Raw genomic sequence first — 26,761 nt, forward strand, 5'->3', positions numbered from 1 at the left:
GGGGTGCGCCCGGCTATCAGGGCGAGTCCCACGCCGCCTGGATCTCGCGGTCCAGCTGGTCGAGATGCCGGTCGTAGGGCAGCACGTTGTCGAGCGCGAGCCCCGCCGGCTTCTTCACCACGGCGTAGAGATAGCGGCGGTCGCCGTGAAACTCCGATGCGGGGTGCATATACGGCTGCCATTCCGCGCACTGTGACGGGTAATAGCCTTCCGTGCGCCAGAAATAAGGCAGGCTGCGACGGCTGTCGAGCTCGGCGAGGAAGCCTGTGGGCGCACCTTGTTCGACGGCGATTTCGCGCACGCCGCGCAGCGATTCGTCGGTGTGAATGACGAGCAGATACGCGGTGCCGACACCGTCGAACATCAGGAGTCCGTGCGGTTGATACGAGAGATAGTGCTCGACGATGCCCAATGAATCGGCAATGCCCTTCACGTGCGCGGCGAGCGCATGGTCCTTGAGGAAGGCATATTCGGAAACGGCGAGCGCGTCGAGCACCGTTCTGCAGCAGCGGTCGAAATACGCACGCTGCATATCGTCGATCGCCCGGTTCAGCGTTTCCACCGCATCGACTTCATGCTTGCGGATGAAGCGGTCGATCAGCCCTTCGTTGAAGCTCTTTACGGCCACGTGCTCATCGGCTTTGCCGGTCAGCACGATTTTCCTGATCGACGGGTCGGTAATGCGGCGGCAAAACTCCATGCCATTGAGTTCGGGCATGTCGTAATCGACCACCACGACCGAAACCGACTCGAAGCGCGAAGCGTTATGTACGAGACTACGTATCGCATCGACGCGCATGGCGATGACCTGGTGCGCATCGTTTTCTTCCGTGCGGTCCAGATAGGGACCGAAGATAGGCTCCGCCGCGCGGTCGTGAGGCGTACGGCCATTGAGGAACTTCAGCGCCTCGTAGGGCGAACTGAACAGGCGGAAGGCCAGGTCGGGGTCGAGTTGCAGGCTCAGGTTCGAAAGGAACGCGGCGCTGTCGTCGACGAAGGCGACGGTGGTCGGATAGGAGAACGGCTGAATGGCTTTCGTCATGGCGCAGGGAATGTCAAAACGAACTCGGTGTATTCGCCTTTTACGGAAGAGCAGGTGATTGCTCCACCCATCGCTTGCATGACATCGCGGCAGAATGCCAGCCCGATTCCTGCTCCGAGCGTCACGTCATCGGTGGCGGTTGTCGAAGTATAAAAGCGCGTGAAGATGTGCGGCAATACCTCAGGGGAAATACCGGTGCCCGTATCGCTGAAAATCAATCGATTGGCCCTTTGCCCTGATTCAAGACGAATCAAAATCTGCGCGCCTTCGATGCTGCCCATATGCCGGAAGGCATTTTTGAGCAGATTGAAGAGCACGTGAACGGTTAGCATTTCAGATCCGTGGAACTCGAAATCGGGGCGCAGATTGCAGATTACCCGACGCCGGTCGCCTTCGCGAAACGGAAAACGCGCGAGCGCGGTTTCCACGCAATGTACGATCGAACATAGCGTTGCGTTTTGCATGTTGCCGCCCGTGAAGCGCGCCGTGGCGAGCAGCATGTCGATGATCGCATTCGAATGCAGTGCTTCCTGTTCGATGCGGCCTACCACGCCTTGCAGGGAATGCAGATGCGCCACGCGTATCTTGGGCACCGGCAAGCGGCTGCGCTGGGCGAGTTGATAGGTGTCGAGCAGCGCGGGCAAATAGCGCATGAGGCCCGCGGCGCCCACGCGGATCGCCACGAGCGGCGTGCGCAGTTCGTGCGCCACGCTGCCCGCCGTGGCCAGCATGGCGCGCTCCTGTTCGATCTGAATGCGGTCCTGATCGTAATTGGCCACCGCGCCGATCGCCACCGCGAATGAAAAGATCGCCAGATGCGTGAGGTAGTTCGGCCCGAGCACGATGGGGTAGGTGGTGAGGCAGTACGCGACCACCGCGAGGCTGATGCCCACGAGGAACTGCAGCACGAGCATGAGCCAGTCGAGCAGCAGCACCATCACGAACGCCGCGATCAGCGCGCTTTCCACCCACACTTCGTTGCCGTTGTTCTTGAGCAGCATGAACGTGAAAAAGAACGGCAGTGCGTAGAGAGTGCAGAAGTACCAGTACCACGGCAGCAGCTTTTTGAGCGCGGCGGGCCAGCGCTCGAACGCCAGGATCGGTATGAACAGAAACGAGCCGATCAGGCGTAGCGTGAGATTTTCATACGGCTGAGGAAAGAGGTCTTTCCAGACGTAGTAGTAAAGCGGGAAGCCCACGCTCGCTACCACGGCGAGCGGGCGCATGCGGCGCTTCACGTATTGCAGGTTGCGCAGCGCGGGCGCGAAGGCGCGCACGAAGCGCGGACGCATCGACGCCCAGGCTCGCCTCAGTCGCACCGAGGTTCTTGAAACGTTCATCAGGATGGAATCGCTCATCGTTCTGGCCGGCGCGCGTGATCCGGCCGGTCTTCTTGCGTCTCGCTTTTTTTGGTGCCCCGTTCTGCCGTTGGGTTCGCGTGGGCGGACCCCGTCTCCACCCCGCAAAGAAAGACAATATCACCAAAGGATTGCAGCGATGAGGCGGGTTTGGCCCTTAGTTCGGCCTGCGATGGGCTTCGGCGCCGCGTTGACGGGGGAATGTTATGCGCGGTGCATCGATTCGCCCCTGTCTGGAGGCGTTCGATGGGCGCTGGAGGGTCTTGCGGGGGCGCTGGGGTGTGTTCAGGCCGTGGGCTTGCGTGGTGCGGAAACGAATTGCTCGATGATGTCGTTCAGGGGCTGCGGCGCGTCGCGATGCGGGGAATGGCCGCCCTGCGCGAGCGCGTGGACGCGCGCGTGCGGCACGGCCGCGCCGATCGCTTCGACTTGCGCCATGGTGCCGTAGTGGTCGTCGAGCGCCTGCACCGCGAGCAGCGGCACGCGTATCGACGCCAGCTCGCCGACGATGTTCCAGGACCGGAAGGCGGGATCGAGCCAGATATCGTTCCAGCCGTAGAATGCGGAATCGACATCGTCGTGATAGCGCGCGAGCTTTTCGCGCAAGCGGGTCGTTTCGTACGCAACCTTCGCCTCGCCGATGCTATCGACCGAAATGTCTTCGACGAACACGTGCGGCGCAATCGCCACCGCGCCCGCGAGTGCTTCGGGGAAAGCGGCGGCGTAGAGCAGGGCGATGGAGGCGCCGTCGCTATGACCGATCAACCACATGCGCGCGCGGTCGGCCGCGCCCACGCCAAGCGAGTCGAGCAGCGCGGGTAACACGTCGCGCGCCTGCGCCGACATGAAATCGACCGGCCATTTCACGCCTTGCGCGCGTGGTGTGGAACGACCGTAACCCGGACGCGAATAAACGAGCCCGCGCATGCCGAGGCGCTCGCAAAGCGCGGCGGGCCAGTCTCTCCACATCGCGATCGAGCCGAGACCCTCGTGCAGGAACACAGCGAGCGGCGCGTCGCTGGCGGCCGCGGCGATCCAGCGATATTCGATGCGCAGCGCATCGCGCGTGGACGTGGCGGGCAGATCGGCGAAATCGCTTTCGTTCATGGCGTTTGTCACTGTCACGACTGAAACTGCTGACGCAGCCGGAAACGCTGGATCTTGCCGGTCGCGGTCTTGGGCAGATCGTCGACGAACAGAATGTCGCGCGGATACTTGTGCGGCGCGAGCCGCGTTTTCACGAATGCCTTCAACTGCTCGGCCAACGCGTCGTGCGCGGTTTCCATGGCTGTTTGCTTGAGGACGACGAACGCGCAGGTCTTCACGAGCCCGCCCTGATCGACGCCGATCACGGCCGCTTCGAGCACGGCTTCGTGCTGCATGAGCACCATCTCCACTTCGATGGGCGAGACATACTGGCCGCTCACCTTGAGCATGTCGTCGCTGCGGCCCGCATAGACATAGGCGCCGCCTGGCAGGCGCCGGTACTTGTCGCCGCTCCTCACCCAGTCGCCGAGGAAGGTCGCGCGCGACTTCTCGCGATTGCACCAGTACATCACGGCCGCGCTCGGTCCGCGGATGAAGAGGTCGCCGATCTCGCCGTCGGCCACGAGCGCGCCGGTTTCGTCGCGCAGTTCGATTTCGTAGCCCGGCACGGGGCGGCCCGTGGTGCCGTATTCGACCGCGCCTGGCCGGTTCGAGAGGAAGATGTGCAGCATTTCCGTGGAGCCGAGGCCGTCGAGAATGTCGCTGCCGAAGTGCTCCCTGAAGCGCTCGCCCAGTTCGCGCGGCAGCGCTTCGCCCGCGGAGGTGCACACGCGCAGCGCGACGTCGGCGCGTGCGGGGAGATTGGGTGAGGCCATCATGCTCGCGTAAAGCGTGGGCACGCCGTAGAACACCGTGGGCCGATGCTGCACGAGGCGCGCGAAGACGGCGCTGGCGGTGGGGCGTTCGGCCATCAGGATCGTGGTCGCGCCGACCGAGAGCGGAAACGAAAGGCCGTTGCCGAGGCCATAAGCGAAGAACAGCTTGGCTGCCGAAAATACGATGTCGTCTTCGCGTATGCCGAGTATCGGCTTCGCGTAAGTCTCGACGGTCCAGTAGAGATTGGCGTGCGTATGCACCGTGCCTTTGGGCTTGCCCGTCGATCCCGACGAGTAGAGCCAGAACGCGATGTCGTCACAGCCCGTTTGCGCGGCGCGCGGGGCGGGCTCGGCGCGTGCGATCAGATCGGCGAGGACGTGTTGGGGTTCGTGCGGGAGCGACTGTGAAGCAGCCAGAGAAGCAGGCTGCGAAACGATTAACTGGCAGTCCTCACATTGCGCCTCGGCCAGCGCGGCACTCACGGCGGGCAGCACCGCGCCCGAGGCGATCGCCGCGCGCGCACGGCTGTGCGTGAGCATATACACATAGTCGGCCGGCGAGAGCAGCGTGTTGACGACCACCGGCACGATGCCCGCATAGAGCGCGCCGAGAAACGCAATCGGCAGCTCGACGGTGTCGAGCATCACGAGCAGAACGCGCTCTTCCGTGTGGACGCCCAGCGCGCGCATGGCGGCCGCGAAGCGGCGGCCCTGCGTTTCGAGTTCGCCGTAGTTCAGCGCGAGCATGTCGTCGATATAAGCAGTCTTCGCGGCGCGCGCGGCGTTGAGCGAGAACAGGTGCGAGGCGAAGTTGAATAGCGCGGGCGGCGGCGCGGCCGCGGCGTGTTCCTGCGACGCTGCTGGGATGGGCACGGTGTTGTCTCCGCTCAGTCTGATTCGATCGGATTTGTCGTCGATCAACCTTTTCGCGGAAAATTAGCCGTTAGCAAAATGCATGTCAAGCACTATAGTACACAAACACGGGTTCAGGGATTCCCTAAGATGAAGCAAACTTACATTGCCGAGCCGCCGGCGGAAGCCGCCGACGACGCCTCGCGCGGCGAGCGCACCGAACGCGATCCGTTCCTGACCGCCATGGGCGAGCGCGTTCGCATGCTGCGCGCGCGGCGCGGCATGACGCGCAAGACGCTGGCGGCGGAAACCGGGCTCTCGGAGCGGCATCTGGCGAATCTGGAGTCCGGGGTGGGCAATGCCTCCGTGCTGGTGTTGCGGCAGATCGCGACCACGCTGAACTGCCCGCTCGCCGAGGTGATCGGCGATGTCACGACCTCGTCGGCGGAATGGCTGCTGATCCGCGAGTTGCTGCAGGGGCGCGATCCGGCGGCCTTGCAGCGCGCGCGCATGGCGCTCGCCGAGATGTTCTCGCACACGAGCGCCGACCCGCACCGCAACGAGCGCATCGCGCTCATCGGCCTGCGCGGCGCGGGCAAGTCCACGCTCGGGCGCATGCTCGCGCAGGAGCTGAAGGTGCCGTTCGTCGAGCTGACGCGGGTGATCGAACAGCTGGCGGGCTGCCCCCCTTCGGAAATCCATTCGCTGTATGGCGCGAGCGCTTATCGCCGCTACGAGCACCGGGCGCTCGAGGCCGTGATCGCGGAGCACCCGCGCGCCGTGATCGCCTCGCCGGGCGGCCTCGTTTCCGAGCCCGCCACGTTCAATGTGCTGCTCGCGCATTGCTTCACCGTCTGGCTGCAGGCCTCGCCCGAAGAGCACATGCGCCGCGTCGTGGCGCAGGGCGACCTGCGGCCCATGTCGGGCAACTCGGGCAACAGCGAGGCGATGGACGACCTCAAGCGCATCCTGGCCGGCCGCAGCGAACTGTATGGCCGCGCCGACATGACCTTCGACACCAGCGAAAAGACGCTCGCCGACGCCTATCTGCAACTGCGCGACCGGCTCGCCGCCCGGCTGGCCGCGGAGGCGCCCCGCATCGAGTGAGGGGCGGGCGCGGACTAGGGCATCGCGGGTTTACCCCTTTCATGCATTAAAATGCATTAATGTGCTTTACATGAGCAATCAATTGCACTATCGTTCATTGAAACGATGTGTAGACAGGAGACGCTCATGGCCGCAGCCGAAACCGCCGTCGCCCCGCAGCGGGTCGATTACCGCACCGATCCCTCGCAGTACCGGCACTGGAAGCTCACGTTCAACGGCCCGGTGGCGACGCTCGGTATCGACATCGCCGAGGACGGCGGCATTCGCGACGGCTACAAGCTGAAGCTGAACTCGTACGACCTCGGCGTCGATATCGAACTGCACGATGCCCTCCAGCGCATCCGCTTCGAGCATCCGGAAGTGCGCACGGTCGTGCTGACCAGCCTGAAGGACCGCGTGTTCTGCTCGGGCGCCAACATCTTCATGCTCGGCCTCTCCACTCACGCCTGGAAGGTCAACTTCTGCAAGTTCACCAACGAAACGCGCAACGGCATGGAAGACTCGTCGCGCCATTCGGGCCTGAAGTTCATTGCGGCCGTGAACGGCGCGTGTGCCGGCGGCGGCTACGAACTCGCGCTCGCGTGCGACGAGATCCTGCTGGTGGACGACCGGTCGTCGTCGGTGGCGCTGCCGGAAGTGCCGCTGCTCGGCGTGCTGCCGGGCACGGGCGGCCTCACGCGCCTCACCGACAAGCGCCGTGTGCGCCACGACCGCGCCGATATCTTCTGCACCGTGGTGGAAGGCATTCGCGGCGAGCGCGCGAAGGCCTGGCGCCTCGTGGACGATGTCGTGAAGCCGAACCAGTTCGGCCAGGCGGTGCAGGCGCGCGCGCTCGAGCTGGCCGCCGCGAGCGATCGTCCTGCAGACGCGCGGGGCATTGCGCTCCCGCGCATCGAACGCGTGGAGCACGACGGCGGCTTGAGCTATGCCACCGTCGATGTCACGATCGAACGCGCGAAGCGCACCGCGACGTTCACGGCGAAAGCGCCCGCCGCGGCGCCTGTTTCGGATATCGAAGCAATCGTCGCCGCCGGTGCATCGTGGTGGCCGCTGCAGTTCGCGCGCGAGCTGGACGACGCGATTCTCTCCATGCGCACCAACGAGCTCGACATCGGCACGTGGATTCTCAAGACCGCAGGCGACGCCCGCACCGTGCTCGCCGCCGACGCCGCGCTGCTCGCGCACCGCGACCACTGGTTCGTGCGCGAGACCATCGGCATGCTGCGCCGCACGCTGGCGCGCATCGATGTCTCTTCGCGTTCGCTGTTCGCGCTGATCGAGCCGGGCTCGTGCTTCGCCGGCACCTTCGCCGAACTCGCGTTCGCCGCGGACCGCACGTACATGGCCGCGCTGCCCGCGAACGAAGACGAAGAACCGGGCATCACGCTCTCGGAAGCGAACTTCGGCCTCTACCCGATGGTCACGCATCAATCGCGTCTCGCGCGGCGCTTCTATGAGGAAACCGAACCCCTCGATGCCGTGCTCGCGAAGATTGGCGAAGCGGTCAAGCCGGTCGAGGCGGAGCGCCTGGGCCTCGTGACGGCCTCGCCCGACGACATCGACTGGCCCGACGAAATCCGCCTCGCGCTGGAAGAGCGCGCGGTCATGTCGCCCGACGCGCTCACGGGCCTGGAGGCGAATCTGCGCTTCAACGGGCCCGAGACCATGGAAACGCGCATCTTCGGCCGGCTCTCCGCGTGGCAGAACTGGATCTTCAACCGGCCCAACGCCGTGGGCGAGAAAGGCGCGCTCAAGGTGTACGGCAAGGGCAGCAAGGCGCAGTTCGACGTTGCCCGCGTTTGATAGCCGTCTCTGCCAAGGCGTTTGCCACAAGGAACCGCAATGTCCACGATCAATTACAGCGAAAAGATCCCGAACAACGTCAACCTCGCCGACGACCGCGCGCTGCAGCGCGCGCTCGAACAGTGGCAGCCGAACTTTCTCTCGTGGTGGGGCGACATGGGTCCCGACGGCTCGCACGGCTACGACGTGTATCTGCGCACGGCGGTGAGCGTCGACGCGGGCGGCTGGGCGCACTTCGACCACGTGAAGATGCCTGACTATCGCTGGGGCATCTTCCTCACGCCGGGCGATGCGGACCGAAAGATCCATTTCGGCGCGCACAAGGGCGAGGCGGCGTGGCAGGACGTGCCCGGCGAGCACCGCGCGAACCTGCGCCGCATCATCGTCACGCAGGGCGACACGGAGCCCGCCTCGGTCGAGCAACAGCGCCATCTCGGCCTCACCGCGCCCTCCATGTACGACCTGCGCAACCTGTTCCAGGTGAACGTGGAGGAAGGCCGGCACCTGTGGGCGATGGTGTATCTGCTGCATCGCTACTTCGGCCGCGACGGTCGTGAGGAAGCCGAAGCATTACTGGAGCGCCGCTCGGGCGACGACGACAACCCGCGCATTCTCGGCGCGTTCAACGAGAAGACGCCCGACTGGCTGGCGTTCTTCATGTTCACGTACTTCACCGACCGCGACGGCAAGTTCCAGCTTTCGGCGCTGTCCGAATCCGGCTTCGACCCGCTCGCGCGTACGACGAAATTCATGCTGACCGAAGAGGCGCATCACATGTTCGTCGGCGAGTCGGGCATCTCGCGCGTCGTGCAACGCACCGCGCAGGTCATGAACGAGCTGAAGACCGACGACGTGAACCGTTTGCGCGCCGCGGGCGTGATCGACCTCGAAACGATCCAGCGTTACCTGAATTTCCACTACTCGGTGACGATCGACCTGTTCGGCGCCGATCACTCGTCGAATGCCGCGACCTTCTACAGCTCGGGTCTGAAGGGGCGCTACGAAGAGACCAAACGCGACGACGACCACCAGCTCGAAGGTCAGCAGTACCGCCTGCTCGATGTGCAGGACGGCAAGCTCGTGGAGCGCGAAGTGCCGATGCTCAACGCGATGAACGAAGTGCTGCGCGACGACTACATCAAGGACTCGATTGCGGGTGTGAACCGCTGGAACAAGGTGCTGGAAAAGGCTGGCATCGATGTTCGCCTCAGCGTGCCGCACAAGGCCTTCAACCGCCAGATCGGCACCTTCGCGGGCGTGCGCGTGTCGCCGGACGGGCGCGTGATCGGCGAGACCGAATGGGCCGCGAACCAAGCGAAATGGCTGCCCACCGCGGAAGACCGCGCCTACGTGGCCTCGCTCATGGGCCGCGTAATCGAGCCAGGCAAGTTCGCCAACTGGATCGCGCCGCCGGCCATGGGCATCAACCGGCAGCCCGTCGATTTCGAATACGTGCGCTTTAACTGAGGGGAGCGGCGGCGCGCAGCCACGCGTTTGCGCGCCGCGGTGGGAGACAATCATGAACGGTCCGCTACCCGTGGAAATTCTCAGGCAACACCTGATCGATCCTGAAATCTGCATACGCTGCAATACGTGCGAGGAAACGTGCCCGGTCGACGCGATCACGCACGACGGCACCAACTATGTGGTGAAGGCCGATGTCTGCAACGCCTGCATGGCGTGCGTGCCGCCTTGCCCGACCGGCGCGATCGACAACTGGCGCAACGTGCTCAAGGCCGAGACGTACAGCATCGACGAGCAGTACACGTGGGACGAGCTGCCCGCGCAGAATCCATCGGTGGGGGCGCCAGTCGTTGCGGCGGAAACGGGCGATGCGGCGAGCGTTGCACAAGCAGCGCCGAATGCCGCCGATGCGCCCGTGGGCGGCTCCGACATGGTGCGCGGCTCGACCGTGCCGCCGTGGTCGGCGGCGCGCCCCTATGTCCAGCTCTACACGCACAAGGCGCCCACCACGGCGACCGTGGTCGGCAACTATCGCCTCACCGACGACGCCACCGAAAGCGACATTCATCACATCGTGCTCGACTTCGGCGCCATGCCGTTCCCGGTGCTGGAAGGCCAGTCTATCGGCATTCTGCCGCCGGGCGCGACCCCTGAAGGCCGGGCCCATCATGCGCGCCAGTATTCGATTGCGAGCCCACGCGATGGCGAGCGCCCCGGCTACAACAACGTTTCGCTCACGGTGAAGCGCGTGACGCGCGATCACAGCGGCAACGCCACCGATGGCGTGTGCTCGAACTATCTCTGCGATCTGAAGAAGGGCGACGTTGTGACCGTGATCGGGCCGTTCGGCAATACCTTCCTCATGCCGAACCATCCGAACTCGCATCTGCTGATGATCTGCACGGGCACCGGTTCCGCGCCCATGCGCGCGATGACCGAATATCGCCGCCGCCGCAGGCTCAAGGGCGCCACCGGCAAGCTCATGCTCTTCTTCGGCGCGCGCACGCAGCAGGAGTTGCCGTACTTTGGACCCCTGATGAATCTGCCGAAGGATTTCATCGACACGAACCTCGCCTTCTCACGCACGCCGGGCCAGCCGCGGCGCTACGTGCAGGACGCCATGCGCGAGCGCGCCGTGGACGTCGCGCAACTGCTCAAGGACGACAACACACACGTCTATGTTTGCGGATTGAAGGGCATGGAAGACGGCGTGCTGCAGGCGCTCCAGGAAATCGCCGAAAAACACGGCATGGGCTGGGAGGCGTTGTGGGATCGACTCAAGCGGGAAGGCCGTCTGCATCTCGAGACGTATTGAAACGTCCGGCGCAGTGAAGCGAGGCCTGAATCGAAACGGGTGAGAGACTCGCGATAATTTAAGCACGATCGTTCTAAAAGCGTTACGATGGCGCATCGTACAGGCGTGCACAGTCGCGAAGAGACGCGCGCCATAGACGGAGATCGCCTCGATGAACCTCGTTGCTGAAATGCCCGCCGGCCTGACCGGCGTCGAACAGTTGCAGCGCATGCTGCACGGGAGCCGTGGCCCGGCCATTGGCGAAACGCTCGGCTTCAGGCTGGTCGAAGTCGAGGAGGGCCGCGTCGTGTTCGAGGGCACGCCCGGGCTGCACGTGTACAACCCCATCGGCACGGTGCACGGCGGTTATGCGGCCACGCTGCTCGATTCCGCGTGCGGGTGCGCCGCGCACTCGCGGCTCGGCGCGACTCAGGGCTACACCACGCTGGAGCTGAAGGTCGCGTACCACCGGCCCATGACCGCCGACACCGGCACCGTGCGCGCAGAAGGGCGCGTGCTCAGCATCGGCCGCCGCGCGGCCTTCGCGGAGGCCAGCATCACGGATGCGCAGGGCAAGCTCTACGCGTCCGCCACTTCCACCTTGCTCGTGTTCGACCGCTGACGCAGCGCGAGCGATGCATGAGCGGCGCGCGCTAGATCGCCGCGCGCGCCTTGTCCTCGATGAGCCGCACGAGCGTCTGCAGCATCCGGTTCGCGGGCGTGGGCACGCCAAGCGCCGCGCCGCGTTGCACGACATAGCCGTTGAGATGATCGATCTCGCTGAGCTTGCCGCGCGCGAGATCCTGCGCCGTGGACGAGTATTGGCCCGGCATGGTCTGCGCGATGCGCGTCACGGCGCTGTCCATGTCCGGCGGCAGCGTCACGCCGTCGGCCTGCGCAACGGCCATGCATTCGCCCACGATATCGCGCATCGTCTCGCTCACGCCCGCCCCCTTCACGAGACGACCATAAGGCAATTGCGTAATCGCCGAGAGCGCGTTGTACGCGCAGTTCGCGATCAGCTTCGCCCAGAGCGCGCCGCGCACATTCGGTGAGATTTCCGTGGGCACGCCCGCGTCGATGAGCGTGCGCGCAACGGCGTTGCTTGCTCGCGAAGGCTCGATCACCAGCTCGCCGCGGCCGTGATGGCGTACGTGGCCCGGCCCCGCCATCTCCGTGGCGACATAGACCACGGCGGCCGCCACGTCCTGCGGGATCACGGTGCGCAGACGCTCGGCGTTATCCGCGCCGTTCTGCAGCGTGAGCACGAGCGTGGCGGCGCCCAGGTGCGGTTTGAGCGCGGCGCCCGCGCTTTCGGTGTCGGTCGACTTCACGCAGAACAGCACGAGGTCCGCGCCCGCCACGGCGCCGGCTTCGGTGCTGGCCGTGAGATGCGGCGCGCCGATGCGCTCGTCGAACTGCTGCGCTTCGAGGCGCAGCCCGTCGCGTGTAATGGCCTCGACATGCTGGGGCCGGCCGATCAAGACCACATCGTGTCCCGCGCGCGCGAGCATGCCGCCGTAAAAGCAGCCTACTGCGCCTGCGCCCATGACGGCGACTTTCATTTGCGTCTCTCCTGTGTGGCGTGCTTCGTTGCCTGAATTGTCCCGCGGCGTGCCGGTGCGCTCAGCGCAGCTCGAAGCCGAGCGCGTTGAGCGCGTCGCGCAGGCGGTCGCGGCCGTGCAGCGACTCGCGGCTGCGCCAGCGCGCGAGCGATCGCACGGTCCAGCCTGCCGCGCTCAATCCCTGGGCGGTCTGGAAGCCGCCCATGACTTCGTCGTAGCGGGCAATCGCGGCCGCCTGCGAAGGCGCGTCGTATTGCTCGCGGTGGAGCACGACCTCCTGCGGCAGGCGCGGCTTCACATCCGCAGGGCGGGTTTCGTCGGGATAGCCCACGCACAGGCCGAATACGGGGAGCACGCGCGGCGGCAGGCCCAGTTCCGCGGCGACCTGTTCAGGCTGATTGCGGATGCCGCCGATATACACGGCGCTCATGCCGAGCGATTCGAGCGCGACCACGGCGTTTTGTGCGGCGAGCGCCGCGTCGATCATGCCGACGACCAGCGTCTCCATATAGTGCAGACCTTCGACGCTCGCCCCGCTGCGCGTGCCAGCCGCTTCGAGGCGCGAGAGGTCCGCGAGCCACACGAGAAAGAGCGGCGCGGCGCGAACGTGCGACTGGCCGCCCGCAAGCTCGGCGAGGCGCGCCTTGCGTTCGGGGCTTTCGATGGCAACCACGCTCCACGTTTGCAGGTTCGACGAGGTCGAGGCCGATTGCGCCGCGGCGATCAGCGTTTCGAGCGTGCCAGCGGGCAGCGGACGGTCCGCGTAGTTGCGCACCGAGCGGTGCGCGAGCAGCGTGTCGAGCGTTTCGTTCCAGGCCGGCAGCGGCGCGGACCACGGCGTGCCATAGCGCGCTTCGAGCGCGCGCACGGCATCGGCGAGATCGGCAGCCGGGCGTGCGGGCGTGGTGACGGTGGACATCGGGTTTCTTCTCCGGCAAATGACAGTGGGTTCGTGGCGCGGAAATTCGGGGCGCCAGGCGCCGTATGGTACATGGCCCGGGCGATCGGCGCAGGCGTTCATCGACACGGGCGAAAGAGCGCGCCAAAGTGGTGAACTGCTCGTGGCTCATACTCGAAGCGTGGCACGTTTCCGGTCGCGCTAACAAGCGAGCCGTTCGCGTCATAGTAGGTCGCGCTCGACGTACGCTGGAACGTCCAGTTCGACGGTATCGACGGGTTCGCGATAAAGTCGAGTGAGAGCGTTGGCGGGGGTAATGCCGTCAGCGTCGCGATGTCATCATCGGATAGCGTCCTGCCGCGTTGAAACGGTGTGCCAGTTGCGCTGCCATCACTTCGCCGACGGTCATATTTTGCGAGAACCTCGGTGCCAGCGGTGTAGCCATGTGCCGCGCCGCGATTCACGCTGTTGTAGTCGCCTTCGCCGCGAGCGATCAACATGGCGAACGCAGAGTCAGCCAGGCGCGCGGAGAGCGCCCGCGTATCGGCGGCAGGGGGGGACGGGCGTGTGCGACGCGCCCAGCGGCTTGTAGCTCGCCATTTCGAGCGCACGAATGCGCTTAAGCTGCTCGGCCTCACCCTTGCCGAGATCTTCGCTGTGAAAGTGCAGCGCGCCGCTGACCGTGAGCGGGTTGACTAAGAAGCGCGTGACGCCGCCGAGCAGGTCACGACTGCTCGGCCTTCGTCGCGTTCTCGGTGGCCTGCTGGGTATCCACAACGTTGTGCACTGTCGGCTTCACGCGACAGCCTTTGACTTCAGCTCTCTTTTTGCCCGCGCTGGCCTGAGTTCGCGGGCTTCGGGCAGTCTCGCGCGCCCTCAAATCTGATCAGGAATCCCGTCAAATGTAGGGGAGCGAGCGTAAAGCGATCCGGCGTGCCAGATGGCAAATTTTGGGAAAAGCGCGCTGTTATCCTCGCCCCGGATAGCGTGGAGGCAATCAGTGGAATGGAAAGGATCGAGGAACTGCTCAAGGATCTGGACACATGCGAGCCGCAGGCAATCCGGCTTGAGCCGGGAGCGTGGGCGCGGCGTGTCGAGCGCAGGGCGAAGGTTGTACTTGCCGCTGCTGTGCTGACTACCCTCTGCCTTGTGTCGACTGGCCTGTGGCACACGTTCGTCCACAAGCTGCCGGAAGATATCGCTTGCGTGGTACTGAGAGTCTGGTTCGTGCCGCAAGGTCTTTTCGTGGTTTTCCTTGTCCTTGATATTGTCGCCAACCGGGCAGGTAAACTTTATCGCGAGCGCACCGGTGAGCCACAGCGGGCGGACTCGCCGCGCCTCACGGCACGCGCAGAGCGCGCACACATCGCGCTGCTCTCGCGATACCCTGACGCTCTGCTGCGCTGCGCGCAGCACTACCTCACGCAACCGCGTCCCGCGACGGCGCAAGGCTTCACGCTCAGTCAGGTACCGGAGAAGCTGGCGGCGATCGTGAGTGTCGCACTCGCTTGCGGAGTCGGCATCCAGACGTGGGCAGGGTGCCTGACGCAGCCTGGGCAATTCTGGATCGGATACGTCCTGGTGCTGCTATCGCTGTTCGTGCTGGCCGTCGCGATCAGCCGGGGGCGAACGCGCAGGCGTCGTCACTACCACTACTGGCTGCTGGAGCTGGTGCTGCTCGAAAAGGCAGCGACTCGTGGTCCGATGCGAAGTCTCAATCGTCGCCGTGTGATCGGGCGAGGCTAGTCACGAATGCCCACTGACCTTTCGTATGTTCAGCCTCCGAGGTACTCAGCCTGGCTAGGTCAGTCAGGCCTTGGCGGGAAAGGTTGTGGGCGGAAAATCGCGATAGTCAATTCGCATAACAGACCATATCGGTGCCGCCTCTTATCACAGCAATACACCTCACGGATGTAGAGAAATTCCGATTATCAGGTGTATTGCCAATTCTCCTGATGTAGATAAGGGTTCCAGATCAGTGCCGTGGACACCCCCATGTTGTTGACCGTAGGCTAGGTGATTAACCGTTGCTCACGCGGGATTGCTTCTCGCATTCCATTCGGACGGGGATCACTGATGAACGCTGTTACAAAAGCCTTTACCGATGCGCTACGTCACCCGAGCGTGCGCCTGACCCAGCATCTCAGGATCTGGATCGGCAAGGAGGCACTCGATCTCGACGTGCTCGACTTCAAGGTGCGCGGTGGCCTCTGCAAGGACTACGTCGTTGACGTGACCGTTACGTCCCCCCGTCTCGATATCGACGGCAAGGACTATGTAGGGCGACGCGCGGGCCTGCAGGTTGATGAGCGGGCAGCGGTGCCGTCGGCGAACTGGACGACGCCTGTCGATCACGCAGCGGCCACCCTCAATGGTGTGGTGACGCGCTGGAAGCGCATCCGCACGAGCCGCGACGAGGCAGCCTACCAGTTGCGCATCGAGCCGCGCTTTGCCGCGCTCGGCAAGCGCATGGTCCATTCCGATGTGCTCGACGACGTCACGTTCGAGGAGATGGTCAGGAAAAAGCTGGTCGACGGTCAGAACTTCGACGCCTTCGATATTGAGTTCCATCTCGAAGGGCCGCAGGAGAAGATGCAGCAGATCGTGATGTACGAGGAGTCCGTCTGGAATTTCATCGCACGTCACGCGAAGCGCAAGGGCATTTTCTGGTTCTACCGGCAGGAGCGCGGGGAGAACGGGCTGCTCGATATCCTCGTGTTCGCGAACAATCCGCGCGCCTATGTTCGCTCGGTCAACCTGCCACTGCTCGCCAGTTCGGGCATGCACAGCAACTCGCACGAGGCGGCGCAGGAGGTTCACGAACAGCGTACGCTGGTGCCGGCGACGATCGAGGTGTGGGAGCGCAACTACCGCACGCCGGAGGACCCGCTGCGGGCTTCGGCGAAGGTTTCCGACGAGGTCGACGACCGCTCAGTGTTCGGGCAGGTCAGCCGCAGCGCGGAGTTTCATCTGACGCAGCAGCAGGGCGAGACGCTTGTGCAGACGCGTCGCGACGAACAGATCGCGCGTCAGGTAACGCTCGCCGGTGCGACGGACGCGAAAGGTATTGCGTCGGGCGTCGTAATCAAGCTGACCAACACGAAGATGCCCAGCGCCGAATATGGCTTCGTGGTGACGTCGTTCAGAATGAAGGGTAGCCGCACCAAGCTCGCCTATACCCGCTTCAAGGCAATGCCGGCGCATCTGACGTATCGCCCGGAGTTTGACTACGAGCGGGATTGGCGTTTTCTGACGGGTCCCGTGGTAGGAGTGGTCACAACGTTCGACTCGGCGCCCTATGCTTACGTAGACGAATTCGGGCGTTATCCCGTTTTGCCGAAGTTCCTGCAAGGTTCGGCCAACGCCAACAACAAGCTGCTGAGACTGCGCCTGCTGCGTCCCTCGTCGTCGTACCAGGGCGGCTTCCACTCACCGCTGCTGCCGGACACTGAGGTTTTGCTCGACGGGGCACATGGGGACGTGGAGCGTCTTTATATCACCGGAGCCCTGCACGATTTTTCGCACCCTGACGTCGTCCGAAGCACCGATGCGTTGTTTAGCTATGCGATCTGGCGCTCGCCGCTGCTGGGGGCCGAGATTGTTTTCAATGACCTGAAGCGCAAGGAGAGCGCGCGAATCGCGACGGTCTACAGCCAGTCAGCGTTCAACCAGGGATTCCTCCTCAACAGCAGAAAGCTCCCTCGCGGGAACGGGTTCGAGGCGACGACCCAGGGGTGGGGGACGGTGCGCGCGGCGAAGGGATTGTTCTTTTCAGCAGACCCCTATTCAAACCCTGATGCGCCTCATCTCGAAATGCAGCCTGCGAACAGGCAGCTTGAGGTAGCGCTGTCGCAAATGGAGAAGTTGGCTGAACTGGCAAGCGCAGCCCATGCATTTGCTGCTGATGTCGAGAAGCAGCGTCAATTGCTTTCGGAACGGCTCGACGGGCTCAAACAGGCCGTGTTGCTTGCCAGTGCTCCTGATGGCGTCGCGCTCACAAGCGGTTCGCATCTGCAGTTGGCCGCTCAGGCGAATATCGTTGCAACTGCGGGAGGGAATGCCGATTTCGGTGCGATGAAGAATGTCTCACTCGCAGCTGGTGCTGGCATGTCGATGTTCGCATGGCAAGGCGCGCTGAAAGTGATATCGCAAAAAGGCAAGTTGCATTTGCAGGCGCAGGGCAATGCAATGGAGCTTGCTGCACAAGACGACATCCAGATCATCAGCGCAGATGGCGAGGTGCTTGTTTCGGCGAACAAGGCGCTGACCCTGAAGAGCGGTGGGGCGTACATCAAGATGAGTGGCGGCAATATCGAGATTGTCTGTCCGGGTGATCTTAAGCTACGTGGCGGCTCAATATCGCGTGGAGAAGGTGGCTCGATGCCGACGCCGTGCTTTTCGTTCGGTGAAGGGAAGGAGTTGCAACCACACGACCATCATTTCGTTGTGAAGAATCCGGCAACCGGCCAACCGATATCCGGCGTTGCATATCGAATCGTCGAGCCGGATGGAACGATCCATTCAGGGACGACCGACGCGAGCGGGAAAACAAAAATTGTGCAGACAGGTTATGCGAAAAGCGTGCTGAAACTGCAAATCGCACTTAAGGACATGAACAATGAGTGATACATCCTGGCTTGAACTATCATTTCCCGGCGTGTCGCAGGCGGCGTCGGAAGCCAGCTATACACTTGCACATTTTCCGCGTCGGATCGATCGGATCAGAATCATGCGGATTCCCTTTTATGGCACCAACGGTGCCATGATGGAGGCGGAACCCGGACACTATTGGCTGGAGCTTGACCATGGCGACCGCAAAATCAAGGAAAGCTATGGCTGGTATCCAGCAACGGACATCACCAATTCCGGGGTGTTGGACAAGGTCAAATCTGGTGCGTCGATGTTCACCCCGTTTTTCGAGTCTGAGGGGTGTATTAATGGCGACTCGCCCGCCCGGCGTAAGTCCCAAAATGAGCGTCATAGCATAGGGATCGCCGGTGGTGGTTTTGGTACTCAACCGTTCCCTTGGGATCCACACCACGGCGCAATCGATGTAAGAACCATTCGTCACCCGTATGTTGGCGTGGGCGATGATCGTTCAGAGGGCGAAATTCTGCAAGCGATCCGTGACTATGCTGCGTCATACAAGCACACTTCCAACGGGCGATGGACGTTCAAGTTCGATGATCCCGCAGAAAATAACTGCCATACGTTTGTATGGCAAACGTTGTATCACTGTGGTCTTATCGATGTCGACATCCTTGATTCGTCGGTTGACCGACATTTCGCATCGATCGCGAATGGCGGCCAGCATACGTCAGTTATCGGTCAAGTCGTCGGATACTTAAAGCGACCAGAGTTCGTTGACTATCTGTCGTCGAAGGCAAAGTTAATACAAGGGATACTGAGCAAGTATGGTCAGACCCAGTGATGCGTTGCCGTTCCGACTTGCTACGAAAATTGGCATTGTCGCTCTCGTTTTGGGCGCTTCATTGGGGTACCCTATCTTCAATATCTGTAGGTTAACCGGCTACTGCTCGGCGAGCGGGCTTACGTGGATGTGGCATATGACACACAAAGACGAATACGGTTTGATCGGTCAACATTTAGTGCCTGGAAAGGAATATTACTTTGAAGTCAAACCCGCGTACTTCGATCGTGACTATCCGCAGCATCCCCCTGTATCTGCCCGGCAGGTAGAGCCTCAGGATAAGGTGAGCATTGGAGTAGTTCGCGCCGATCAAAAAACAGAATGGGAGGTTGTCTATGAGCGGCAGAGACGTTCATTTGATGGGGAAGTAAATCTCGCGAAATTCGGAATTGTCGTTAATGGTGATTATTTCTTTTCAATAGATTCGAAGGGGGAATTAGAAGGGGAGATAACCATTGATGAGGCAATACGATCGCAGTCCTACGTCAAGGTTACGGCTTATTTGCAGAAGGCTCGGGCAGCTGATCTCGTTCTGCGAACACTCGAGAATCGTAATCGCTTTACTTACTGGTCCACCACTGGCCATCGAAAGGAAATGATCGGGTTCAATCGTCAAGATGGTCGGCGGGAGGATTGGCGTGAATGCTATGCTGAATCCAACGGAGATCATACGCCATGTCCAGGGGCCGAAAAATGACCGAACGTTTGACGAGAACAAGTGATTAGGTATTTTTTCCTTCAGTGTTTTAAAGTCGTGATATCCAATATTTTCTACTGGATTTAATTTTTCCGTGCCGGTTGAACTTTCAAAACTGCCACCCGAGGCTATACCGGACGCAAAGCCGCCACGGCTAATTGTCTGGCTTTTGCTGGCTGTAGTTACTATCGGCCTGGGTGCAGCGCTGGTGATCTGGTTGTGGCCGAAAGGCAAGTCGACGCACGTCTGGCAGTTTTGGACTTGGCTTGTTGTGCCTGTATTCGTATTTGCATTGACGTTTATTGCGCGCTGGCACCTGTATGAACAGGCGCTCGCGCAGGTCGAGGCACATAACCGCCAGCGCAAAGGCGTTGCTGATCACAACACTGGGTTTGCCCAGCGGCCTCTTGCGTTGCTTGCGCACGCTTACCTCACGGCGATGGGCGAGCGCGACGTTGGGAAGCGCATTCTTCAGGGCGATTCGCTGCTGTGCTATCAACCCGTTCGGGGAATTGGCGCATCAGTGAGCCATACCGCGATCGTCTCGCAGCGGGGGGATGATCGCGAAACTGAGAAACGCCGCACGCGCCGCAACGCGTTGCCTCTTACCGATGATGACCTGCTGGATCTGTTTGGGCGGTTGATCGGAGGGATGCAGGCAACGCTTGGGACCTTGCCTCCCCAACTCGTGCTGCCCGTCCGACTGATCGTTGCGGGAAATGAGTATCCGCTCGACGTCGCAAGGCAGTGGGAAACCGCCTGGTATGCGTTCGGTCTTGGGCAATTCGTGTTCAGTGATTCAGCGGCAGGGGCGGGGATGATGGCGCTAGATGCGTGGCTGGACGAAGCGGACCGGGGCAAGCGCGATCGGGTTGAACTGCGCGTTAACGTTCAGTTTCGGGACGACCCGCCGGACAACGGAGCCGAAGCCGCGACCGCAATGCTGATCGCGTGGCCGGACATCGCGGATCGCTTGGGGCTACCTGTTCAGGCCTGGCTTCATCGTCCGGTCTGCGCGCTTGCTGAACGCTCAGGACTGGCTCTTGATACAGCCTTGACGTGGGGTACTGTGACGTCTGCCGAAGATACGGTCGTGTGGTCGAGTGGCCTTGCAGTCGATGGCCGCGAATGTCTTGCTAGGGCGTTCAAACAGTCGCCCTCTAAGTCGACGGAAAGCGTCGGCGACTCAGATGGAGTGGCTGCCGCAAATATAGACATGTCGCTGGGCGACGCAGGGCATGCAGCGGGGTGGCTCGCATGTGCATTGGCAGCAGAAAATTTCACTGGGACGGAGCGAGCCCAACTGATCGCCACACAGGAGCCTTCTGGCGTGGTGTATGCGGTTGTTCGTAAGCCGTCTCGTCAACAACCGGAAAATCCACAATGAGCGAGAAATCTGTCCCGCGCCGGACCAGAGCCTTCCGGGCGTTCGTGATTGTGCTGGCCATCCTCGCTGGCGTACTGGTTTTGTTGATGGCCGAGCAATGGAAACTGTCTGGCAAGGGGCGACTTGGCTGGGCCTTTGCGCTGATCACCGGAATCGCTCTGGTTTTGATTATGCTGGAGCCGATGATTCATTTGTCGTGGGACTGGGTCTATGCAAGGACCTTCGAGAATGAGAAGCGCGACCTTCAGCCCGCCCAAAGGAAGCTGAAGCGGGACACGCGTTTGCAGTATCTGCGTGACGAATTGCGGACAGCGCACGGCTGGTTCTGGCGCTATCGCCTTCGTTGGCTGTTGGTTTATGGGTCGGACGAGCGTGTCGAACAGGTTGCGCCCGGGCTGAAGCGGGCGGGTGTGATGCATGTCGGCGAGACCATTCTTGTTCACGCTGCGCCCGATGGTATCGAAGGCCAGAAGTGGCTCGGTCAAGTTCGGCGATTGCGGCGGCGCTACCCGGTCGATGGTGTGGTGCACGTCGTCCGCGCGGGCGACTCCGAGACTGAACTGCCGCGCCAGCTTGCGGGAATTGCTACGGCGCTGGGCTGGGCTGCGCCCGTCACATTCCTGCATCCGGTCGCGGCGCATGGCCACCCGCCAGAACGGTTCGATGCTGTGGGTGCGTTCATGCCGGGCGGGTCGCGCAGGCAGGCGCACGAAGCCGCGACGAGTGCGCTGGAACTGCTGGCGGACCTTGAGTGGCGAACAGCAGACGCGGGTGTGCGCCGGTCCGGCGAGCCGGACTGGATGACCTGGATGCTGGAGGTATCCAAGTACGTCGGCGACCATACCGAACGTATCGCGACGGGCCTGCGCACGTTGGCCATGTCGAACTGGCTGCGTGCGCCGCTCGCGGGGTTGATGTTCGCCCCGGTTTTTCCGGGTGCTTCTGTCGTGCCGGTTCCTAAGGGCAATGCGCCGCAGGTCCTCGCGTCCCGAGGCGCGGCAGGGACATTAGCGACGCCTGGAACGCTAGATCAGCCCTCCGCACTTCTGCCTGTATGGCGGGAGATTGCAGCAGCGTCGCTCCGCTACCGGGGGCGCCGTTCGGGCTTTTACTGGCCCAATGCGCTCGCGTGGTGCGTGCTGGCCGGGGCCATCGCGTGGATTGTGCTGCTGGTTATGTCTGGCGCGGGCAACCGGGCACTCGTCAAGGATGCCGAAACGACTGCCGCCGTCGCGCTAGCCGCTACGCCCGGCACTCCACCCGCGCTGCGCGCTCAACTTGCGCTGCAGAACGAGATCGCCAAGCTCGAATACCGTCAGCAGCACGGCGCCCCCTGGTATCTGCGCGCGGGCCTCTCTCACAACGACGAGCTGCTCGCTGCGCTGTGGCGGCCCTATCAGACCGTGGCCACCCGCAATCTGCGCCAGTCCGTTGTGCAGGCGCTGGAAGGGCAGCTTGCGCAGCTCTCGCAGGTTCGTGCCGACGAACAGCAGAGCCACGACGCGCAGCAGCAGGCGTACAACCGCCTTAAGACCTATCTGATGCTCGCCACCCCGGCACGCACCGACGCGCCGTTCCTGAAGGCGCAGATGCTGGCGGTCTGGCCCGACGTGACCGGCATGCGCGCGGGCGAGTGGCTCGACGTTTCGCAGCAGCTCGCGGGCTTCTGGTCCGACCATCTGAAGGCGCATCCCGGCTGGCGGATCGAGGCATCGCAACCGCTCGTCACGCAGATGCGCTCAACACTCGTCAACCAGATCGGGCTTGCAGCAAGCGACGACGTGCTCTACCAGCGCGTGATTCATGACGCGCGCGGCAAGTATGCCGACGTGTCGCTCGCGACGCTGCTCGCCGGCGCGGACGCGCACGGTCTCTTCACCACCACGCAGACGGTGCCGGGCGTCTATACGCGCGCGGCGTGGGAAGGCGTGATCGAGAAGGCCATCGACAATGCAGTGAAAGAGCAGCACGTTGAAGGCGACTGGGTGCTGACCGGCGACCAGCCACCCGCCCGGATTGGCACGCCGGTGGCTGGCACGGTCGACGCCGCGCGTGCAGCACTCGAGGCGAAGCACGAAGCCGATGATCTTCGCGAACGTCTGCGCACACGCTACTTCACCGACTACACGGCAGCATGGGCGAGCATGCTCAACAGCTTCCAGTGGCTCCCGGCGACCAGCTTCTCGGGTGTGATCGACCAGCTTACGCGTCTGACCGATGCGCAGACGTCGCCGCTGCTGGCAGTCATGAAGTCGGTGCAGTACCAGGGCGAGGCGGGGCGTCCTTCCCAGGCGCTCACCGATACGCTCGTACGCAAGGCGCAGGGCCTCCTGGGCGGGAGCGACGGCGACCAGATGCAGGCCCCCGTGGTCCACCCGCTGGACCGCACCTTCGGCCCGCTGCTGGCGCTGATGGGCGACATCAACGGGAATGGCGCCAGCAGCATCGGGAAGGGCAACGCGGCCAATGCAGGCAACGCGGCGGCGTTCAACGGCGTAAGCCTCTCGCGGGCGCTGACTGCCGACACGACCGTGCGCCTGAAACTGCAGCAGATCCAGGCGAGCCCGGATGCACAGGCGATGGCGCGCTCGCTCGCGCAGGCGATCTTCCAAGGCAAGCTCTCCGATCTCTCACAGGCGCGCGACGACGCGGCGCTGACTGCCGCGAGCCTGGGCGCGCAGTGGGCGGGCTTCGGCCAGGCGATGTTGGTGCAACCGCTCGACGCGGCCTGGCAGGCGGTCCTGCAGCCCGCCGCCGCGAGCCTGAACGACGCATGGCACGGCGCGGTAGCGGCCCCGTTCCAGTCGTCGTTCGGTTCGCGCTATCCGTTCGCAGCAACGACCGCTGACGCATCCTTCGCCGAATTCGGTCGCTACGTGCGGCCCGATACGGGGCTCATCAGCCGCTTTATCGAGGTCGAGCTGGCCGGCGTGCTCAAGCGGCAGGGTGACCAGTGGGTGCAGAACGAACTTGCACCGCAGTCGCTGCAGTTCGATCCGAAGTTCCTCGCCATGCTGCGCCTCATCGGTCCGATGGGCGCGCATCTTTACGCGCAGGGCGACGCGGGTTTCCACTTCGAGATCATGCCGCAGCCGACGCCAGATGTAACGCGTACGGAACTGACGGTGGATGGCAGTCAGGTCATCTACTTTAACCAGCGCGAAACGTGGTCACCGCTCGCATGGCCGGGCAATGGCCTGAATGGCCATGCGTCGCTGAACTGGCAGACGCTGAACGGCGGACTGCGCCTGGCGTTTGACCGCACCGGTGACTGGGCCTTCCTGCGAATGCTGGAGAAAGCTCATGTGAAGGCGCTCGACGATACGCGCTACGAGCTGGTGTGGTACGACGCGCGGGGCAGTGACGACGCGCAGGCGGCATCGGCAGCCAGTGGCAAGACGGATGGCACGACAAACGGCGATGCAGTAGCCCCGCTGCGCTACCTGCTGCGTGTGCAGGCGGGAGCAGGGCCACTGGACCTGCTGAAGCTGCGCGGTTTCCAGATGCCGGATCGCATTTTCGTGACGCGCCGCGCCGGAAAGATATCGGGGCTCCCTTCACTGCCGCCCTTGCCACCGGAATTGCAGCCATGACAGCCCCGTGGAAATCCACGCAGCAGGAAGGCGGAAACCCCTTCCTGCGATATTTCGATGCCGAAATGCGCTTTCTGCGCGAGGCGGGTCGTGAGTTTGTACGCGCCCAGCCAGAGGCCGCGCGACGTCTGGGCATGCAGTACGGCCAGGAAAACGACCAGGTCCGCGCGGTCAACGAAGGCTTCGCCTTCATGATGGCGCGGCTGCGCATGAAGCTCGACGACGGTATGCAGGAACTGACCGATCCGCTGCTCGACAATATCTTCGAGCATATGGCGCGGGCGATTCCGTCGCTGTCGATCATCGAATGCGCGCCCCTGAACCGGGGCGCGAAGGTGGCGCAGATTTCCGCCGGTGCCGTGGTGCGCTCGGCGCCTGTCGGTCCCGACGGGGTGCAGTGTTCGTTCCGTACAACGCAGGCCGTCGACCTGCTGCCGCTCTCGATCGACGACGCGTCGGTAGCGGTACGCGCAGACGGACGCACGGTCATCCGCCTGACGTTCGGCCTCTGGTTTGGCGACCAGCGCGAGCATACCGACCTGTCGCGCATCCGCCTGTACCTGGACGGCGACCGGCCCGCCGCCGCCGCGCTGTACGCGGCGCTGACGCGCCAGATCGCCGCCATTGGCCTGCGCCTGCCCTCGGTGCGCGACGGCGCGCTGGTACCGCTCGACGGCGTAAATTTCACGCCTGCGGGTTTCGGCCCGTTAACGCGGGTATGGCCGGTCCAGGACGTCGCACGTAACGAGGCGCTGGACCGCGAACAGACGCTGCTGGAGTATTTCGTATTCCCGCAGAAATTCCACTTCGTTGACCTGTGCGGCTTCGATAGCACGATGGTACCGGCGGGCGAAACGCGCATGACCTTCGAGATCGGACTCGACGGACGTGTGCCGGGCGATCAGCCGGTGGGGCGCGAGAGCTTCCGGCTATTCTGCACGCCCGTCATCAACCTGTTCGAAGTCGATGCGCTGCCATTGCAGCCCGCCGACTGGCATGACAAGGAACACCGCGTACGTGTGCAGTCCGCCATAGAGAGGTATGTCCAGCCCTACGACCTGCTTGAGGTGACTGCCGCCGACCCGGAGGGCAGCGCACGGCACGCCTACAAGCCGTTCAAGAGCTTCAAGCATCGCGGCTGGGCACTGTTCTATGAAAAGCCCGAGCGGTACTTTCATACCGCGACCCGCTACGGCGTGGTGGGACGGGAAATGTGGGTCAACCTGTCGGGCCAGCTCTGGGAAGGCGTATACCGATTCGCGCCGGACGACGAGGAGCGCCCGCCGCACGACCGCCATGTCACGGTGCGGGCGCTGGCGAACAACGGGCGCCTGCCTCGCATGGCGCTCGCTGAGGCAATGATCAACGAGACGGTCTCCGGCTTTACCGGCATCGCGTCGGTGCGCAACGTGGCCTCGCCAAGCCTGCCGCAGTATCCGCCGCGCTACTACCCGGGCTACGACTGGCGCGTGCTGGGCCACTACGCCGCGAACGGCGCGAACGAACTAAACCGGATGGTCATGGAGGGCGCTCCGGTTCTGCGCGAGGTACTCGAACTCTACGACTGGACGCCGGACGATGCGGTACCGCAGCGTATCGACGCGATCCGCGCCGTGCGTTTCGCCGAAGGGCGGGAGATCCTGCAACGCGGCTACGTGCTGCGCATTGCGTGTATCCATGTTGACCTTGACCCGGGCGGCTTTGATGGACCCGGCGACGCGGTGCTGTTCGGCGACGTGCTCAATTACTTCCTCGGGCGCTACGCGAGTTTGCAGTGCTCCATGCAACTGGTGCTGAGCATCGACGGCAAGGAGACGGTCTATCCGCGCACCGATTTCAGAGGGGCGCCATTCTGATGCGTAGCAGGATCATACGGGCCGCGCTCGGCGTCGGCCTCGCGCTCGCCGTCTCGGCGTGCGGCATGTGGCAGTCCGTCAAGGACGGAACGGTCGCGGCGACGCAGGCCGTATTCGAGACGAAGGTCAAGCAGATGAACCTCACCGTTGCGGCGCGTAGCGCGCTGAATCAGGATACGCGCGGCGTATCGCTGCCGGTCGTGCTGCGCATCTACCAGCTCAAGGACGACAAGCCCTTTGCGACGGCGACCTACGCGCAACTGCTGGAGGGTAGTGATGCACTGAAAGCAGCGACGCTGTGGAGCCGGGACGTGACGCTGGGGCCAGGGCAGACATTGAAAGTGTCGGAGCCAATGGACGGCGCTGCGAACTACGTGGGCGTAGCGGCGTTTTTCCGCGACACGGCCAACGCCGAGTGGTCGGTGCTGGTGCCGAAATCGCAGTGGAAGAAAACCGACCCGGTGAAGCTGGTGGCGGCGGACCGCACGCTGGTAATCGAGTCCGGAAACAAATGAAGTCCCTGCGCGGATGGATCATTGCGGTGATGTGGGA

At 63.3% G+C, this 26,761-nt stretch carries 20 protein-coding genes; 13 read left to right on the forward strand and 7 right to left on the reverse strand.

Annotation, left to right across the window (positions count from 1 at the left end; all coding sequences use genetic code 11):
* Positions 1 to 16 precede the first annotated feature (16 nt).
* The 4 genes from AB4Y40_RS14025 to AB4Y40_RS14040 all read right to left on the reverse strand — a co-directional run bounded on the left by AB4Y40_RS14025 (position 17) and on the right by AB4Y40_RS14040 (position 5,135).
* A complete protein-coding gene (locus AB4Y40_RS14025) occupies positions 17 to 1,042 on the reverse strand; it encodes a response regulator (RefSeq protein ID WP_368688195.1) in 1,026 nt (341 codons plus the stop codon).
* Positions 1,039 to 2,400 (reverse strand): sensor histidine kinase, encoded by a 1,362-nt coding sequence (locus AB4Y40_RS14030; protein ID WP_368688196.1) that lies wholly within the window; start codon positions 2,398 to 2,400, stop codon positions 1,039 to 1,041. Before AB4Y40_RS14030 ends, AB4Y40_RS14025 begins: the two co-directional genes overlap by 4 nt.
* Before the next feature lie 285 nt (positions 2,401 to 2,685).
* Positions 2,686 to 3,507, reverse strand: coding sequence for an alpha/beta fold hydrolase (locus AB4Y40_RS14035; protein WP_368688197.1), 822 nt, complete (start codon positions 3,505 to 3,507; stop codon positions 2,686 to 2,688).
* 14 nt (positions 3,508 to 3,521) lie between these two features.
* Positions 3,522 to 5,135 carry a benzoate-CoA ligase family protein gene (locus AB4Y40_RS14040; RefSeq protein WP_368688198.1) on the reverse strand — a complete coding sequence of 538 codons (1,614 nt, stop codon included), beginning with the start codon at positions 5,133 to 5,135 and terminating at the stop codon, positions 3,522 to 3,524.
* 129 nt (positions 5,136 to 5,264) lie between these two features.
* On the opposite strand from AB4Y40_RS14040, the gene AB4Y40_RS14045 reads away from it, so the two are divergent.
* The 5 genes from AB4Y40_RS14045 to AB4Y40_RS14065 all read left to right on the forward strand — a co-directional run bounded on the left by AB4Y40_RS14045 (position 5,265) and on the right by AB4Y40_RS14065 (position 11,404).
* Entirely contained in the window at positions 5,265 to 6,221 is a 957-nt protein-coding gene (locus tag AB4Y40_RS14045) for a helix-turn-helix transcriptional regulator (RefSeq protein ID WP_368688199.1), read from the forward strand.
* A 126-nt stretch (positions 6,222 to 6,347) separates the two neighbouring features.
* Entirely contained in the window at positions 6,348 to 8,024 is a 1,677-nt protein-coding gene (boxC, locus tag AB4Y40_RS14050; RefSeq protein WP_368688200.1) for a 2,3-epoxybenzoyl-CoA dihydrolase, read from the forward strand.
* Between the two features lie 39 nt (positions 8,025 to 8,063).
* Positions 8,064 to 9,491 carry a benzoyl-CoA 2,3-epoxidase subunit BoxB gene (gene boxB / locus AB4Y40_RS14055; RefSeq protein ID WP_368688201.1) on the forward strand — a complete coding sequence of 476 codons (1,428 nt, stop codon included), beginning with the start codon at positions 8,064 to 8,066 and terminating at the stop codon, positions 9,489 to 9,491.
* 52 nt (positions 9,492 to 9,543) lie between these two features.
* A complete protein-coding gene (gene boxA / locus AB4Y40_RS14060) occupies positions 9,544 to 10,803 on the forward strand; it encodes a benzoyl-CoA 2,3-epoxidase subunit BoxA (RefSeq protein WP_368688202.1) in 1,260 nt (419 codons plus the stop codon).
* 151 nt (positions 10,804 to 10,954) lie between these two features.
* On the forward strand, positions 10,955 to 11,404 hold the full coding sequence (locus AB4Y40_RS14065) for a PaaI family thioesterase (RefSeq protein WP_368688203.1): 450 nt from the start codon (positions 10,955 to 10,957) through the stop codon (positions 11,402 to 11,404).
* A 31-nt stretch (positions 11,405 to 11,435) separates the two neighbouring features.
* Here the strand turns inward: AB4Y40_RS14065 and AB4Y40_RS14070 are convergent, their stop codons facing one another.
* From AB4Y40_RS14070 to AB4Y40_RS14080, 3 genes are all read right to left on the reverse strand, one after another.
* Entirely contained in the window at positions 11,436 to 12,347 is a 912-nt protein-coding gene (locus tag AB4Y40_RS14070; protein WP_368688204.1) for a ketopantoate reductase family protein, read from the reverse strand.
* Positions 12,348 to 12,408: 61 nt separating this feature from the next.
* Complete coding sequence (locus AB4Y40_RS14075; RefSeq protein ID WP_368688205.1) at positions 12,409 to 13,266, reverse strand: NADPH-dependent oxidoreductase; 858 nt, start codon at positions 13,264 to 13,266, stop codon at positions 12,409 to 12,411.
* Between the two features lie 98 nt (positions 13,267 to 13,364).
* Entirely contained in the window at positions 13,365 to 13,745 is a 381-nt protein-coding gene (locus AB4Y40_RS14080; protein WP_368688206.1) for a hypothetical protein, read from the reverse strand.
* A gap of 505 nt (positions 13,746 to 14,250) precedes the next feature.
* Here AB4Y40_RS14080 and AB4Y40_RS14085 point away from each other — a divergent pair.
* From AB4Y40_RS14085 to tssJ, 8 genes are all read left to right on the forward strand, one after another.
* Positions 14,251 to 14,991, forward strand: a complete 741-nt coding sequence (locus AB4Y40_RS14085) for a hypothetical protein (protein WP_368688207.1) — start codon at positions 14,251 to 14,253, stop codon at positions 14,989 to 14,991.
* A gap of 330 nt (positions 14,992 to 15,321) precedes the next feature.
* The gene (locus AB4Y40_RS14090) at positions 15,322 to 17,871 is read left to right on the forward strand and encodes a DUF2345 domain-containing protein (protein WP_368688208.1); all 2,550 of its coding nucleotides are present in this window, start codon (positions 15,322 to 15,324) and stop codon (positions 17,869 to 17,871) included.
* On the forward strand, positions 17,864 to 18,676 hold the full coding sequence (locus tag AB4Y40_RS14095; RefSeq protein WP_368688209.1) for a hypothetical protein: 813 nt from the start codon (positions 17,864 to 17,866) through the stop codon (positions 18,674 to 18,676). Before AB4Y40_RS14090 ends, AB4Y40_RS14095 begins: the two co-directional genes overlap by 8 nt.
* Positions 18,677 to 18,812: 136 nt before the next feature.
* Complete coding sequence (locus AB4Y40_RS14100; protein ID WP_368688210.1) at positions 18,813 to 19,373, forward strand: hypothetical protein; 561 nt, start codon at positions 18,813 to 18,815, stop codon at positions 19,371 to 19,373.
* A 94-nt stretch (positions 19,374 to 19,467) separates the two neighbouring features.
* A complete protein-coding gene (locus tag AB4Y40_RS14105) occupies positions 19,468 to 20,760 on the forward strand; it encodes a hypothetical protein (RefSeq protein ID WP_368688211.1) in 1,293 nt (430 codons plus the stop codon).
* Positions 20,757 to 24,353, forward strand: coding sequence for an ImcF-related family protein (locus tag AB4Y40_RS14110; protein ID WP_368688212.1), 3,597 nt, complete (start codon positions 20,757 to 20,759; stop codon positions 24,351 to 24,353). Before AB4Y40_RS14105 ends, AB4Y40_RS14110 begins: the two co-directional genes overlap by 4 nt.
* Complete coding sequence (gene tssF, locus AB4Y40_RS14115) at positions 24,350 to 26,209, forward strand: type VI secretion system baseplate subunit TssF (protein WP_368688213.1); 1,860 nt, start codon at positions 24,350 to 24,352, stop codon at positions 26,207 to 26,209. Before AB4Y40_RS14110 ends, tssF begins: the two co-directional genes overlap by 4 nt.
* Positions 26,209 to 26,724 carry a type VI secretion system lipoprotein TssJ gene (tssJ, locus tag AB4Y40_RS14120; RefSeq protein WP_368688214.1) on the forward strand — a complete coding sequence of 172 codons (516 nt, stop codon included), beginning with the start codon at positions 26,209 to 26,211 and terminating at the stop codon, positions 26,722 to 26,724. Before tssF ends, tssJ begins: the two co-directional genes overlap by 1 nt.
* Positions 26,725 to 26,761: the final 37 nt, after the last annotated feature.

The organism is Paraburkholderia sp. EG287B (assembly GCF_040965595.1).
Taxonomy (GTDB): domain Bacteria; phylum Pseudomonadota; class Gammaproteobacteria; order Burkholderiales; family Burkholderiaceae; genus Paraburkholderia.